This is a genomic window from Caballeronia catudaia, assembly GCF_001544755.2.
In the GTDB taxonomy this organism is placed as follows: domain Bacteria; phylum Pseudomonadota; class Gammaproteobacteria; order Burkholderiales; family Burkholderiaceae; genus Caballeronia; species Caballeronia catudaia.
In genome coordinates, this window is record NZ_FCOF02000082.1 from 1 (window position 1) to 14038 (window position 14038).

Here is a 14038-nt window from a genome sequence, read left to right on the forward strand (position 1 = left end):
GCTGGTACGAAGTAGTTTTGTCGGGCATTGCAACACCTTATACGAGACAAGTGTTGCACCTCGCTTTTGAGGCCGCCCTCAATAAATTCAGGCCAGGGGTTTAAGGAGCTTCGGGCTGGCTTATTCGATTGAATGGGCAAAGAGGACTCGGAAAATCTGGTGCGCCTGCTACGCAAATTTGTGCATTTGAATAATAAAAAAAGTCGTGCACCGCTGCGCATTGGCGGCAATTGAAACCCACGCCTTCGGTGAGTACTGTATGCCCGCGCAGCGCTGCTAGGTGTTAGCGCCGATGTAAAAATGACCCTTCGAGACCGCGCCCGGCAAGCAGACGCAGGCCGATTTCACCGTTATCCGGCGAGGACGCGAGCCATTGCTCGCGCTGGTCGCGACGACGGGTTACAGCCGCGCGAGCTTCGTGTGGTTCACCGCGCGTGAGGACGCCGCGACGCTGTGCGAATGCCCTGCGTGAAGCGCTCGTCTACTTCGACGGGACGCTGGGCCTGGCAGGTGTTCGTCCTGTTGACGGGCTGGCAAGCGGTCTCGCTCGCCTAAATTGCGCGGGACCGACCGAGCAAGCACACCCCTGCCATTTGAAACTTCGCCTCGCGCGGGGGCGTGCCACCCATTCCGGGTTCATCAATCCACGTTGAAATGAACCCGCAGATCCTGATGACTTTCGATCGGATGACCGTTTTCCATCGCCGGGAAAAAGCGCCACTTGCGCAGCGTCTCCAGCAAAATCTGGTTGAGTCGCGGGTTCTGCGTCGGCCTCACCAGCTCAACATCGAAACTGCCATCACCGTGGACGTCGAAGCGGGCGACAGCGACCGCCTGATAAGCCACTTCGCGCAAGTCGTCCGGCAGAACGGGCAACGGTTGCGAAAGCAAACGCGCTTGTGTCGGGCCGGACGGCGTCGTTGAAGGCGCCGCGGCAACGTTTTCAGGTGACTTGGCCGAATGCTCTGCGGCTTCATCGCGGGTCGTCGCGGTATCTTGGCGAATGGCTTGTTGCGCTGGCCTCTGAATCACCGCCTGTCTCGTGACAGGCGACGCCATGCGCGGGCCAGGCTGAACATGCGCCGGCGGACGTAGCTGGAACAGAGGCTGCGCGCGAACGGCCGGATGCGTCAGCGGCTGTGCTGAAGTCGGCGCGGGCGGCGGCGCGAGCTCGACCAGCTGCATGTCGAGTGCCACGGTCGCAGGCGGGGTCGGCTTATCCGGCGCGAGCCACCACGACGCGCGCATCAAAAAGGCTAGCCACAGCAATGCGGCCAGAACCAGTGCGATGCTGAAGCGCAGCCTAGGCCGATCTACCGCGGCGAGCAGGACTCGCGCAGGGCTACTCACGATGCACGGCGACAAGGAAGTGCTGGGCGCCCGCTTTGCGCGCCTCCAGCATCGCCTGTACGACGACACCATTTGCCGCGCCTTCATCGGCCGCCACGACGATGTTGCCATCGCGATGCAGCAGCTTCGCGACAACTGGCGCCAACTGATCGAGCTGCACCAGTTGCTGATTGATAAAGACGTGATTTGCGCGGTCGACCGAGAGCGTCAGCGCCGTATCCTGCGACAACTGCTGCGCGCGGCCCTGCGGCAAAGTCACCCGGACCGCATCGAGACGCTGCATCGCGAGCGAGGTCAGCATGAAAGTGGCGAGCAGGAAGAACATCACGTCGATCATCGGAATGATTTCGATCCGGCCGCGCTTGGACGTGCGTGAGCGCCGTAGCTTCATGACTGCCCACTGCGATGTTCGTCGGCCAGGCGCAGGTCACCGAGCCATTCGTTCGCGCACGACTCGAGTTCATCCATCAACCGATCGAGCCGACGCGAAAAATAGTTGAACGCAAACAGCGCGACGAGTGCTATCACGAGGCCGAGCGCCGTCGCGACGAGCGCCTGGGCGACGCCGCCCGACACCCCCGCCGGGTTCACCAGCCCATCGCCGCCGATCAGCCTGAACGAATGCATCATCCCGACGATCGTGCCGAGCAGGCCAAGCAAGGGCGCGGCGGTCACAATCGTTTCGAGAAGCCAAAGGCCGCGGCTCATGTCCCGCTCAATCTGTGCCGCGATGGCCTCGATTTTTGATTCGACCCGCCAGAGCGGTGCCCGGCCGTCGGTTAGCACCCGGCCAAGGCGATTCAGCGCATGTTGCTGCGGGAGGTTGCCGGGGAAGCCGCTAAGGAAGGGGTCGCCATCGCCTTGGCCGGCAGAAGCGAGCGATTCAGTGATGCGGCCCGGCACCCGCGCAAACCGCCAAAAGGCGTAGGCGCGATCGAGCATGATCGCCAGCGCCACGACCGCGAGCAATGTCAGCGGATACACAACCCAGCCGCCGAGGCGAACCGCATCGGCGAGATTCGTCCAATCGTTCATGATGTGTTTTCCTTTTGCGCGGCCCGTCAGAAGTGCTTGGTGATGCCCGCGTACAGCGCGCGTTGTGGTGCGAACTGCGGCGCGCCGACACCAATGCCGGAGCCGTCGCGCAACTCGTACACGCGCCCAAACGCATTGATGAGCACGAGCCGCGCGTCGACTTTGCCGACCAGCGGCTCATCGAAATGCTGGATCACGCCGAGATTTATCTGCGCATACCAGGGCAGCTTGTCGGTGTTCGCGAAGCCGCTACGTAGCCCGCTACCCACAATGCCGTCCGCGGTCAGCGTCGTCTTGCCGATGGTGTAGGTGCCGCCGAACGATGCGCTCACGCGCTGGTCGTGATCGAGAAAGACCCAGTTGTTCGCGATGAAGCTGAGTTCGTCCTGCCCGAAGTTGAATTGCGCCGAGTTGATATTTTTGCCCTGCGCACGGCTGTACGCGATGTTCAGATACGCCGATAGGTTGTCCTGCTTGTAACTGGTCGTGAGCTCGAGCCCGTAGACGTGGCCATACTGGTAGTTGAATGGAGTGAAGATGAGCGCAGAGCCAAACTGGCCTTCGTCGAGCAGGTTCGACGCCTTCTTGTAGTACGCATCGAGGCCGACCGTCAGCGCAGGTGTCAGGCGCTGTGTGATGCCGATGTCGAAGTAATGGCTGCGCTCCGGTTGCACCGGATCGTTCTGTGTGCTCGCGGACTGGTTCGTCGTGCCGTTGAAGCGGCTGATCGTCGAGTCGGACACGAGTTCGAATGCGGGAGGCGTGAAATAACGCGCATAGCCCGCATGGAGGGTCGTCGCGTTGGTTGGTTGATACACGAGGCCGATGCGCGGACTCAACTGGCTCGCCTGCACGTATTCGTCCATCCTGTCATAGCGCAGGCCGTAGTTCAGCGTCAGCTTGCTCGTGAGCTTCCACTCGTCCTGCACGTAGGCGCTGTACAGATAGCCGGTTTTGCTGTTCGAATCGTTGATCGTGAACGGCTGGTCGGACAACTGATTGCCATCGGCATCGGCGGGAAAGACCGCAACGCTGTCGTTGAACACCGCGTGTTCCTGCTGGAACATGATGCCCGCGCGCAGCGTGTGCTGGTCGTTCAGCCGATAGGTGGTATCGGCCTGGACACCGTTCGCGTGGTTGCTGTGGAAATCCGAAGAGGCAACACCGTTGAACATCAAGTCGCCAATCGGGTCAGGATTGAACTTGGTGCGCGAATAGCGCGTGAAGAGCGCAACCTGATAGTCGAGCGCGCCGCCGTTCGTTCCCTGCAAGGCGAGCACGGCGAAGTTGTTCAACTCCGACTGCGTCTCGTCCAGGTTCGCCGAATCGAAGGTCGAACTACCGTTGAGCGTGAAGTTCGTCGGCACGCCCGGCGTGTTTGGAATTTGGAACTGATTGCTCGCGGTGCCGAACATTAGGCTCACGCGGGCCAGCGGATTGATCAGGTACGACAGGTAGCCGAAGCCGTTGCCCTGCCGGGTATGGTCATGCAGTGGACTGCCATCGGACGTCGGGGCCTCGATGCCGAGGTTGTTCATGCCGAGCGTGCCGGCGAAGTAATAGCTGAGGGGTCCTTTCGAACCGTAGACGTCGGCGCTTGTCTGGATCGTCTCGTGGCTGCCGCCGTAGACATCGATTGAGCCGCCGTTGCCGGTGTCACCCGACTTCGTGCGGATGTCGACGATGCCTGCCGTCCGATAGCCGTATTGGGCGGGCAGTGCGCCCGTGATGAGATTCACCTGGTCGATGATCCGCGTATCGAACGATTGGCCGAAGCCCGTAATCGGTTCGGGAATGATGATGCCGTTAATCCGGTATTGGAGGTCCGCATGGTCTCCGCGCACGTGGACCTGACCGTACGAGTCGTTCGCGACGCCCGGTGCCTGCAACAACACCTGGTTGAGCGGCGTGTTCTCGCCCTGCGGCGACGCATTGATATCGGCCTGCGTGATGCGATACACACTGCTGCCGACCTCCGGCAGCAGTCCATTGCGCGCCCGGTCCAGTCGCTGCGCGTGGACCGTGACCTCAAGCGCGGCGTCCTTTCCAAGCACGACTTTGAATGGGTGGGGCGGCCCGGGCTCCACCGTCGTAATACGGGTGGCGGCGCCCAAGCCTTTCGCGCCGGCGGTGGCCGCGTACGTGCCGGCTTCGATACCCTCCACCGTGAAGCGGCCGTCTCGCCCCGTGCTCGTATGCGCGACGGCCTTGCCGTTCGCATCCTGAATCGACACGTGGGCGTCTGCGACTGCACGACCTTCCGCATCCGTGACGATGCCAGTCAACACGGCGCTCGTCGGTGCAGCGAGGACATGAGCGGAGAGCGCCTGCGCAAACAGCAGGGCGGCGCCATGCGAAACGAGTGTGCGGTGGTTCATGTATTTTCTGGTACGAGTGAGAAATTTCTTGCAACGGCCCGGGCGCGCACTCCCGGGCGTCAATGCATCTCTAGACGCTTAGATTTGAGACGATATAACATAGCAATCCGAAGTCGGAACGCGGTCGCGATACTGGTCAATAGAAACACAGCACTCGTGGCGTCACGGATAGCGGCGGAAACCAATCGACGCTATGTTATAACATAGCACTGTCGAAATCATCTAGTCGAGGCAAATATGAAGCTCACCTTGCGCGCCATTGTCTTCGCCGCCGCCATTTGCATGTCCACGCTGGCAACCACAGCACAGCCGCCAGTCAGCGTGGTCGCTGCCGAGAACTTCTACGGCGATGTCGCCCGGCAGATCGGCGGCGAGCACGTGCGTGTGACCAGTATCCTGAGCAACCCGGAACAGGATCCGCATCTGTTCGAGGCGAGCCCTGGTGTCGGCAGGGCGCTAACCACGGCCAAGTTGGTGGTCTATAACGGCGTCGACTACGACCCGTGGATGGAGAAGTTGTTGTCCGCTTCGAAAGCGCCGGGGCGCCGCACGCTGGTGGCCGGCCAACTGCTGCACAAGAAGAGCGGCGACAATCCGCACTTTTGGTATGATCCGGCCACCATGCCGGTGGTGGCCAGGCAACTCGCCGTGGCGCTTGAGGCCAGCGACCCGTCGCACAAGGCGGAATACGAGAAGAACCTGCAGTCCTTCCTGACCGCGCTCAAGCCCATTGAGGACAAGGTCAAGGCCATCAGGACGCGGTACGCGGGCACGCCGGTGACCGCCACCGAGCCGGTGTTCGGCTATATGGCACAGGCGCTTGGCTTTAACATGCGCAACGAGCGATTTCAGCTTGCGGTGATGAACGACACGGAGCCGAGTGCGTCCGACATCGCCGCGTTTGAAAACGACTTAAAGCGTCACAAGGCGAAGATTCTTTTCTACAACAGCCAGGCGAGCAACGCGGCGGCCAAGCGCATGCAGGATTTGGCGAAGCAGACGGGTGTGGCGGTGGTCGGCGTGACCGAGACCGCGCCTGGCGGGAAGACTTACCAAGACTGGATGCTGGGGCAACTCGACGCGGTCGAGAAGGCGTTGTCGCGCGCCGCGCCGTAACCGCGATTTTCGTTTGAACGCGCGCCCGATTACCGAAGTTGATCGGGTGACGGCGCTAATGTCAGCCCGCCACCCAATCCTACGTCGAGCAGGCATTCTGAAATCGCAGCAACGGCACAACGTGCCAGCATCTCAGGATTTCCATTTCGGCGTCCGAGAGGCAGCCTTCATACGGTGGCGCCGACCGCCGACCGAATCGCCGACTCATAGCAAACTCGGCCTTTGGGCAGACCCATCGTTTTCGAGTAGTTCGACGCACGGCAGCCCCCAGCTTTCGCGCAAGCGGTCATTCGCATTCGACCTTCGTCCATGACTGTGGACGAGCTTTTCGGCTGTTCGCCAGCGGCGTTCGCTGACTTCCCACGTTATCTATCCGGGAAGAGCGGTACCTCTGATGCTGCAGCCATTGTCTACGGAGTGGCATCGCAGCGCTCTATCGCACGTGCGTTTCGCTGCGAGAGATGCGCCGAGCATCGCGTGGCGAGCCATCCCTAACTCAAACTTGCGATCGCTGACCGAGTGGAACAGAATCGGGTACCACTTTGCTCTTGCCGGGAGCTCGCCATGGCAGCGCAAGACAACCGCTTCGACGTCTTCAAGTTCGTCGCACTGCGTCCGCCGACACCGCCATCGCAGGACGCAACACAGTACAACTTCACCGTCGACGATCGCTTGGCGTCCCGCACGCCGGTCGCCCGCTTCCTCGCGCAGTTCAATCAGGATAACGTCGCAACGCTGCCGGCGAAGCTGAAGCAGTTCATCCGAGAGCAGAACTACGACCTGCTCTTCCCTCAGGCCGGCGGAGACCTGACGCTAGATGCGGTCGCAAAAGCTGCCGCCGAAGTTCCGGCTGCGGCCGTCTCGACGGCGTCACTGACCGCCGCCATTGAAGCGGCGACCAGCAAGTCGCTGGCCGACCTGTACGCGGCCGACGCGGCGACCAGCCAGCGCAATGCCATCTGGGACAACTACTACGCGTTCTATGTCCTGAGTCGATACGCAGGCCAAGATCTCGGCGCCCTGACCATCAATCTGCGCACCTACCACCTGCTGAACCTGCTGTATCACAAGCGCCCGGTGGCCGACGCGGCGACGCTGCAGGGGATCCTGAACGCGACGCCTATCATCAACAAGGTCTTCACGACCCTACCGAAGCCAGCCGTGCCGGCACCTGCCGGCATGGATACGGAGCCGCCGGCGCAGACCGTGACACGCTACAAGAACCTCTGGACCGACCTTGCCAACATCACGCATGCGGTCGCCGAGGTCCGCACCGTGCCGCTCGCGGCCAGTGCGCAACGTATCACCAGTCGCCCTCGGCTCTCCCCTGTCGTTGACCAGGCGCCGGAGCGCGCGCCGCGCGCCGCGGCATCGGCCACCTCGGCCAAGCCCTCGGCGACCCAGACAACGCTGAAGACCAAGATCACGATCGAGCCCACTGCTTATAAGGCGCTGTCGGCATCCACGAAGTCCCTGCTGGACGCCGTGCTAGCGCAGCAGGATAACTTTAACCGGTCCGACGCCCTGACGCGGCTCAACGATCGGCTGCAGGCGACGATGAGTAACCTGAGTGCCATCGACGATCCGCGCCTGATGGACTTCGCCTCCGATGAGGTCAAGTTGATCCCCGGAGTCAACGTCATCGCGAACCGGCTGAAACAGATCGTCTTCCAGCCACTCTGGCCGTTGATCCCGGCCAACGACAACGTGCGCGCCGAGATCCGCCCGCTCGGCATTGGGGACCTGAAGGTCGTCAAGCAGAAGCTGCTCAGCTATCAACTCGGCGAGGTCGCGCACATCGAGAATGTGCTGCGCGGCGAGTACAAGGAGCGCAAGTACCGGACGCTGGACCGCACCGAGCAGACGCTCGACGTGACGACCGAGACGATCGAGGACACGACCAAGGACACCCAGACGACCGAGCGGTTCGAGCTGAAGAAGGAGAGCGAGAACACGATCCAAGAGCAGATGAGCGTGCAGGCCGGGGTCACCGTGTCGGGCTCCTACGGCATGGTGACTTTTGGCGCGCACGGCGATTTTGCGTACAGCACGTCGTCGCAGCAATCGACGAAGAGTTCGTCGAACTTCGCTCGCGAGGTCGTTGACCGCTCCGTCACGCGAATTCAGAAAAGCGTGCGGCAGGAGCAGATCACCAAGCAGCTGCACGAGGTTGAAGAGATCGACACGCACGGCCTCGACAACAAGGGGCAGCCGGACAACTTGACGGGGATCTACCGGTGGGTGGACAAGTACTACGAGGCGCAGATCTGCAACTACGGCAAACGAATGATGTTCGAGTTCATCATCCCCGAGCCGGCGGCGTTCTACGGCTATGCGCAGACGCACCAGCCGAAGGTCGCCATCATCGCGCCGGTGCCGCTTCCGGCCGGCCTGACGCACCGCGACATCACCGAGCTCACTTATCAGACATTCATCCGCGACTACCAGGTCCAGGGCTGTCAGCCGCCGCTGCCGTATAGCAAGGTCGTCAGCGCGACGATGTCGTCCGATGCGAAGATCGACGACGGCACGCCGTTGTCCAAATCGTCAAAGGACCTCGTCGTTCCGCAAGGCTATCTGTGCGACTCGCTCGCGGTGAGCCTGTCGCTGGTCCACGCCGCCTTCCCGCAGTTTCGGCTCTCGGTCGGCATCGACAACTACTGGTATAGCCTCACGACGACCGGCGGCAGCGGCCGTGAGAAGATCGACTGGGCAGGCGGGACGACCGCGGCGTACGACGGCATCATCCCCGCCTCGGTCGACATGTACGACGTCAACTCGTACTTCGTGAACATTGTCGCCAGCTGCGTTCGTACGTCTGAGACCTACGAACTCTGGCAGATCCAGACCTTCGAGAAGATCATGGCCGCATACCAGGCGCTTAAGGCCACCTACGATCAGCAGGTCGCCGCCCAACAGACCCAGAAGGGTATCGCGATCCACGGACAAAACCCGGGGATCAACCGCAAGATCGAGCAGATGGAGCTCAAAAAGGCGAGCGTCAAGCTGCTGATGGACACCTGGACCTTCGGGGCGTTCGGCGCGATGAAGCAGAGCGGCGACAACCCGCCCGACTTCGAGTTGCACCAGGCGGTCCGCGAAGGCCAGACCGTCCAGTTCTTCGAGCAGGCCTTCGAATGGGAGAATCTCACCTATCTCTTCTACCCGTACTTTTGGGGCCGCCAGTCGCAATGGATAGCGAAGACCACCAATTACGACGAGGATTCCCTGTTCACACAGTTTCTGCAGGCCGGCTCGGCGCGGGTCGTCGTGCCGGTCCACCCGGCGTACAACGACGCGGTCATGTACTATTTAGAGAACAACGGTGCGATTTGGAACGGCGGAGAACCGCCCCGTCTAAACGATCCGATGTTCATCTCGCTCGCAGACGAACTGCGCAACCTCACCGACGACTTGCAAGGCGCTACGCCCGAGGGCGATCCGTGGCAGGTGATCCTGCCGACGACGCTCGTCTATCTGCAGAAAGACGCCGCGCTCCCCACCTATCCGTAGTGGCCGCCTTCGCCCACCGACGGACCTGAACACGTGGACGCCGCTCTCACGCTTGTCAAGGGCACGCCGCGTCGCATGCTGCCGAACATCAACGCGCAGCGGCGCACACTGCCGTCATCGGTCGACGTCGACCTGGCCGATCCCGCCAAGGCGGTCGTGCTTGACGCCGAGGTTCCAGTGCGCCGGCTTCTCGACCCGCAGCTGTACGAACTGCGCCTCACGGTGAGCACCGCCGAGCGGGCTGCGCACCCGATGCTGCAGGCGACGGTGAACGGCCTCGGCACGTTGATCACGTTGATCGACCAAAGTGGCCGGCCCCAGCCTAGCGGCGTCATCGACATCGCCGCCGCATTTGCCGTCAGTACCAAGCTGCCCGCCGATCAACTCGTCTTCTTCCTTGAGGCGCGTACCTTCGAGAGTTCGCCGCTGCTGCGCGGGCGGGCCATCGCCGACCTGCACGTGTCATTCACCGACGGCAACACCAAGGTCCAGGATGTGACGCTAAAAGGATCCGCCGCGAGCCTGGTGTTGACCGGCGACCTCGACGCACCGACACGCCTGTATATCGCTGACACCGACGACAACCAGCCGAGCGTTTTGGACATCACGAGCGCGATGGCCGGGTCCGGCGTGCCGTTAGTCAAGGTCCCAGCCGTCGTCTGCAACGGAGACACCTGGCTACAGGACCAGTTCCAGGTCGCGATGACCTTCGACGACCAGTTCGAGCAGATGGGCGTAATCGTGCATTTGCCCAGGATGCGCAGCAACTCGCGGCCCAGCGATGCAACGAGCAACTTGGCGATCTTCGCCGACAAGCATTTTCCTTCGGTCAACGTCGGTGTCATGAAGGACTTCTGGACCAGCAAGCTCAGTGTCACAGCCTCGACCAGCGCCGGCGCCCCGACGCAGCTGCAGCTCACGCTACGCGACACCAACCCCATCCTTACCGCGATGACGCGGGTCAGCGTCCTGTGGTCCGAGCTCGCCTCCGTCCTGCAGGCGCTGCAGGCCTCGCCGGCCGCGCCGAGCCGTGCGCCCGAGTTCTATACGAGGCGCAAGTCGCTCGCCTCCAACCTCAATGTGCTGCGCACCCGGTCGATCGCGGACGCGCGCCTGCGCGCCATGCGCGATGCGGCGGCCAACGCGCTGCAGGCCAAGCTGGCCGCCGTCGATCAGTTGATGCCGCTCGTCGGCACGAAGGTGAGGATCACAATCAACGGGACTGCGTTCGAGCTCGACGAACCCCAGATCAACAAGCTCGCGTCCACTGTGTTTGACCTGCACTCGTCGACGAACTACGGCGGCAACATCGAAGTGAGCCCGCGCACGCGCAGCGCTCCATTCGGCAAGGTCGTCGTCGGCAGCGTCGCAAGCGAAGACCTGCGCTTTCTGCTCGACCGGCTGGACCGGCAGACCTTCAGCCAACCCACGGTCGAATTTGACACGAGCTGGCTGGGGGTTGGGCACGTCGACGAGATCGTCGGCTTCGTTCCGAGCAATCTCTCGAACACCGGCCCCTTCTGCATCGTGCGCGGCAGTCCGACGCTCGGGCTGACTCTGCTGGACGCCGTCAAGAAGGCACGCGACGCAGGCGTGCTAGTCACCCGGCTGTTCCGCGGCCGCAAGTGGGCGCACGAGGAGACCGCTGCGGATGTCCAGTCGTTGCTACCGCCAAATGCCTACCTTTTCCTGGTCGGGCGCTTCGGCAAGTATGACTTGCACGACTTCGACACAGTGCCCACGACGATTCCACCGCCACCGAGCGCCTACTTCGATGACCGGCGCTTCCTGATCCTGATACGCCAGAACATGGCCCCGCGCGCCTACAGCGCCAGCATGATCGTCGACGAGGTGCTGGAGATCTGCCGAGAGACGAATCGAACCATCGACGACGTGTTCCTGGGCAGCAAGCGCCAGTCCGCGAAACTGGCCGATTACCCACTGATGAAGGGGTTCACCGACAAGGAGTTCTCGCAGATCACGGACGCCGGGCTCGACACTGTCTTCAGCCAGGAGTTCGACGGGGTGCCTGTCGTCCCGCTGCCGATGATCTTCGACCGCGTCGATTCGTTCCTCACCGAACAGACCATGGCGCTGATTCCGGGCCTGGTGAACCTGCAGCAACTCGGGCACCTGGTGATGCTGCCCAAGCCCTACGGTCCACGCATGCGACCAGCAGCGGCCGTCGATTTGCTCAAGGCCTTCCTGTTAGGGCTGGACAGCGCGACATTGCCGACCGCACTGCGCGATGCGGCGCTCAAGAACCTCACGGTCGGCGGGCTGCATCGACGCGGGCTCGACGTCACCACGCACTGGACCAAGGCTTGGGTGTATTCGATCGAATTCGATCCGACGGCCCTGAACAAGTCCGGTTGGAGCAATGCGCCGGAGACCCTGACGACGATCGCCGACCTGTTCCGCGACGGCTTCGACGAATTCAAGAACCCCGCCCGCGACTACGCGAAGGACGACTCTCCCCTCAACGCGCCGGCCGACAAGCAGTACCGGACCGACATCCAGAAGGTGAAGGACCGTATCAAAAATGCCAACCCCAGCAATTTCGACAGCCGGGACTACCCGGCCTCGAGCAAGTGGATCAAGATCAGCATCCCGGAGAACACCGTGGACGTCTTCGAAGCCTTTACGCAGTTCATACTCGAGGGCCTGGGCCTCACCGTGAAATTCGTCGACTCTTGGTTCTATCACACGCACGCGGGTGGTATCCACTGCGCGACCAATGTGATGCGCACGATGGATGCGGCCACGCTCAAGACCGCAGTGGCGCAGTCGCTCGCCAACCAGCCCGGCAGCACCGGTGGTGGCAGTTCATAGCGAATGGTGTGTGTCAAAGGGGCCATAGGTCAGCACGAGGGCCGTGAGGACCAGCAATTCGACGCGGCTGGGCTTGACCGGCAGCGGCACAGGCTCCCCCTGCACGATCTGGCGCAGCGCCGCCGCACGGCGGTTGCGCATGATGGTGCGGTCGAGTTCGAGCACGAGGCGTGCGACCTCCGGGTCAGGCGTGGCGCCGAAATAATGATGGTCGTCCTCCTCCCCGCCGTCATCGGCACCAAAGCCGGCAAAGTCTTGTGCCACGGGCCCCCACCCTCTCAGGTAAATGGCAAAAGCCCCATTCTACCCCTGAAACGCTATCCCGATGATAGACATTATCAGGATTACTACCGTATTGAAAATACACGACTTCCTTTTGGTGGCGGACAGCTAAAACGGCTGCGCTCTCGCCGTCGATACGGTAGAGGACGACGTATCTGCTGTCTCCAAAGTCAATGATCCACTGCCGGAATTCGAAATCCATATCATCAACGGGGCGGCCTGCTCGAGGCTGGTCCGCCAACGTCTTCACACCAGCACGGATTGGTCCGACGGAGCGGCGCGCAGCGTTGATATTCTCGGGCTTGAGAAAGCCATACAGGCGCTGCACGTCATTGAGTGCGGCGGCATCCAAATCACTCGTGGCACTTAGGTGGCTCCGCGTCCTCGCCAGAATCCAACTTCGCCAACCATGCGTCGGCTTCGTCGTGCGTGACATGAAGACCCGTCGACCGATACGCGCCCCGCGCCAGTTTTTCGTCCTGCTTGAACGCCTCTCGCTTCTCTTCGCGATCAACGTATTGGGTGATGGCCCCGCGCATGATCCGGTGTGCTGACCGGTCGTGCAGACCAGCGAGCCGTTGAACGCGACTTTTCAACTCGTCGTCACGCTTAATACTCTTTGCCATTAGGCACCTTTTATTCGCAGCGTGGCCACCCTCTTGCGCTCGATCCGCCGGCACTGGGTCTGCCCCTGATCGCTCCCGCCTGGAAGCCAGCCGCGGTTAAGTGCGAATTTGTGAGTGGCTGACCACTGAGGTCGAAAACTGAACGTTCAGGAAATGAGGTAGACTAGATGCATGCTTTAGCAGTTTACTTAGGAGCGCCGTGCCCTCGTTTCATCCTCTTGCGCGACCTTGGACGTCTCGGACGACGACGGTAATAGGCCGAGACCCCCGCGTCCTGATCGTTGACGACAACCGTAACGCAGCTGACGCACTAGCCGCATACCTTGCGCTCTGTGAGCTCGAAGTAAAACCCGTCTACGGCGGCGGCGCGGCGATCGCGGCCGCAGGCAACTGGCAGCCAGACGTCGTGCTTCTCGATATCTCGATGCCGCAGATCGACGGTTTTCAGGTCGCGAGGATCCTCCGAAATGATTCTCGAACGGCTGAGACGATCATCGTTGCGTTGACGGCACACGACGATGACTTTGTTAGGCGAAAGGCTTCCGAAAAGGACTTCGACGCCTATTGCCAGAAGGGTCACTTACTCCAACCGTTGATGATGCTTCTTGCAAGGCTCACGCGTGTGTGCCCTCAGTGCGCGCTGTAAAGGCCAGTTAGCCGTCGCCAGCGCTCAGATAGGATGACCGTCCGGGTGTTTCCCGTTTCCACGTCGCTGACAGATATCGAAGTCGGACTTGATCCACCTTTGAGCCGGCGGGACAGGCGCTACTCTTATACCGAGAACCCATCGCAAGGTGAGCGCGTGCGCGTGCGGGATGACACAAGTTAGGGACGCTCTGCAGAACACGGTTTCAAATGCCTGCGCTCCATGCAGGCGTTGGGTCAGCTTTTTTATCCGGCTCGGTC

At 61.8% G+C, this 14038-nt stretch carries 11 protein-coding genes and 2 pseudogenes; 6 read left to right on the plus strand and 7 right to left on the minus strand.

All coding sequences use genetic code 11. The features are described from left to right. Nucleotides 1-105: 105 nt before the first annotated feature. A pseudogene (locus tag AWB75_RS39060) lies at nucleotides 106-234 on the plus strand (MarR family transcriptional regulator); the annotation flags it as partial. Between the two features lie 73 nt (nucleotides 235-307). After that, nucleotides 308-497, plus strand: a pseudogene (locus AWB75_RS39615) (DDE-type integrase/transposase/recombinase); the annotation flags it as partial. Between the two features lie 142 nt (nucleotides 498-639). Here AWB75_RS39615 and AWB75_RS35065 read toward each other — a convergent pair. The 4 genes from AWB75_RS35065 to AWB75_RS35080 form a co-directional block, all read right to left on the minus strand. Continuing rightward, nucleotides 640-1185, minus strand: a complete 546-nt coding sequence (locus AWB75_RS35065; RefSeq protein WP_235012407.1) for a TonB family protein — start codon at nucleotides 1183-1185, stop codon at nucleotides 640-642. Between the two features lie 157 nt (nucleotides 1186-1342). Then, a complete protein-coding gene (locus AWB75_RS35070) occupies nucleotides 1343-1741 on the minus strand; it encodes an ExbD/TolR family protein (RefSeq protein WP_061128538.1) in 399 nt (132 codons plus the stop codon). Continuing rightward, nucleotides 1738-2385, minus strand: coding sequence for a MotA/TolQ/ExbB proton channel family protein (locus tag AWB75_RS35075; protein WP_061128539.1), 648 nt, complete (start codon nucleotides 2383-2385; stop codon nucleotides 1738-1740). Before AWB75_RS35075 ends, AWB75_RS35070 begins: the two co-directional genes overlap by 4 nt. 26 nt (nucleotides 2386-2411) lie before the next feature. Then, nucleotides 2412-4763 carry a TonB-dependent receptor gene (locus tag AWB75_RS35080; RefSeq protein ID WP_061128540.1) on the minus strand — a complete coding sequence of 784 codons (2352 nt, stop codon included), beginning with the start codon at nucleotides 4761-4763 and terminating at the stop codon, nucleotides 2412-2414. A 237-nt stretch (nucleotides 4764-5000) separates the two neighbouring features. Between AWB75_RS35080 and AWB75_RS35085 the strand changes: the two genes are divergently transcribed. The 3 genes from AWB75_RS35085 (at nucleotide 5001) to AWB75_RS35095 (ending at nucleotide 12224) form a co-directional block, all read left to right on the plus strand. Next, the gene (locus AWB75_RS35085) at nucleotides 5001-5879 is read left to right on the plus strand and encodes a metal ABC transporter solute-binding protein (RefSeq protein ID WP_061128541.1); all 879 of its coding nucleotides are present in this window, start codon (nucleotides 5001-5003) and stop codon (nucleotides 5877-5879) included. Nucleotides 5880-6443: 564 nt separating this feature from the next. After that, nucleotides 6444-9392, plus strand: a complete 2949-nt coding sequence (locus tag AWB75_RS35090; protein WP_061128542.1) for a hypothetical protein — start codon at nucleotides 6444-6446, stop codon at nucleotides 9390-9392. Nucleotides 9393-9425: 33 nt separating this feature from the next. Then, nucleotides 9426-12224: a protein-arginine deiminase family protein gene (locus AWB75_RS35095; protein ID WP_061128543.1), complete on the plus strand. Its 2799-nt coding sequence runs from the start codon at nucleotides 9426-9428 to the stop codon at nucleotides 12222-12224. Here the strand turns inward: AWB75_RS35095 and AWB75_RS35100 are convergent. From AWB75_RS35100 to AWB75_RS35110, 3 genes are read right to left on the minus strand one after another with little or no spacing between them, the layout of a single operon-like run. After that, nucleotides 12219-12488, minus strand: coding sequence for a hypothetical protein (locus AWB75_RS35100; protein ID WP_061128544.1), 270 nt, complete (start codon nucleotides 12486-12488; stop codon nucleotides 12219-12221). The genes AWB75_RS35095 and AWB75_RS35100 overlap by 6 nt on opposite strands. Next, entirely contained in the window at nucleotides 12454-12858 is a 405-nt protein-coding gene (locus tag AWB75_RS35105) for a type II toxin-antitoxin system RelE/ParE family toxin (RefSeq protein ID WP_235012408.1), read from the minus strand. Before AWB75_RS35105 ends, AWB75_RS35100 begins: the two co-directional genes overlap by 35 nt. A gap of 1 nt (nucleotide 12859) precedes the next feature. Continuing rightward, on the minus strand, nucleotides 12860-13132 hold the full coding sequence (locus AWB75_RS35110) for a CopG family ribbon-helix-helix protein (RefSeq protein WP_061128545.1): 273 nt from the start codon (nucleotides 13130-13132) through the stop codon (nucleotides 12860-12862). Between the two features lie 199 nt (nucleotides 13133-13331). Here AWB75_RS35110 and AWB75_RS35115 point away from each other — a divergent pair, with 199 nt between their 5' ends. Then, on the plus strand, nucleotides 13332-13778 hold the full coding sequence (locus AWB75_RS35115; protein ID WP_061128546.1) for a response regulator: 447 nt from the start codon (nucleotides 13332-13334) through the stop codon (nucleotides 13776-13778). Nucleotides 13779-14038: the final 260 nt, after the last annotated feature.

What these genes read in the sequence shown, in the direction of transcription:
- AWB75_RS35070 (WP_061128538.1), bottom strand. Translation starts at nt 1,741, where the DNA reads ATGAAGCTACGGCGCTCACGCACGTCCAAGCGCGGCCGGATCGAAATC.
- AWB75_RS35090 (WP_061128542.1), top strand. Translation starts at nt 6,444, where the DNA reads ATGGCAGCGCAAGACAACCGCTTCGACGTCTTCAAGTTCGTCGCACTG.
- AWB75_RS35085 (WP_061128541.1), top strand. Translation starts at nt 5,001, where the DNA reads ATGAAGCTCACCTTGCGCGCCATTGTCTTCGCCGCCGCCATTTGCATG.
- AWB75_RS35080 (WP_061128540.1), bottom strand. Translation starts at nt 4,763, where the DNA reads ATGAACCACCGCACACTCGTTTCGCATGGCGCCGCCCTGCTGTTTGCG.
- AWB75_RS35110 (WP_061128545.1), bottom strand. Translation starts at nt 13,132, where the DNA reads ATGGCAAAGAGTATTAAGCGTGACGACGAGTTGAAAAGTCGCGTTCAA.
- AWB75_RS35075 (WP_061128539.1), bottom strand. Translation starts at nt 2,385, where the DNA reads ATGAACGATTGGACGAATCTCGCCGATGCGGTTCGCCTCGGCGGCTGG.
- AWB75_RS35065 (WP_235012407.1), bottom strand. Translation starts at nt 1,185, where the DNA reads ATGCAGCTGGTCGAGCTCGCGCCGCCGCCCGCGCCGACTTCAGCACAG.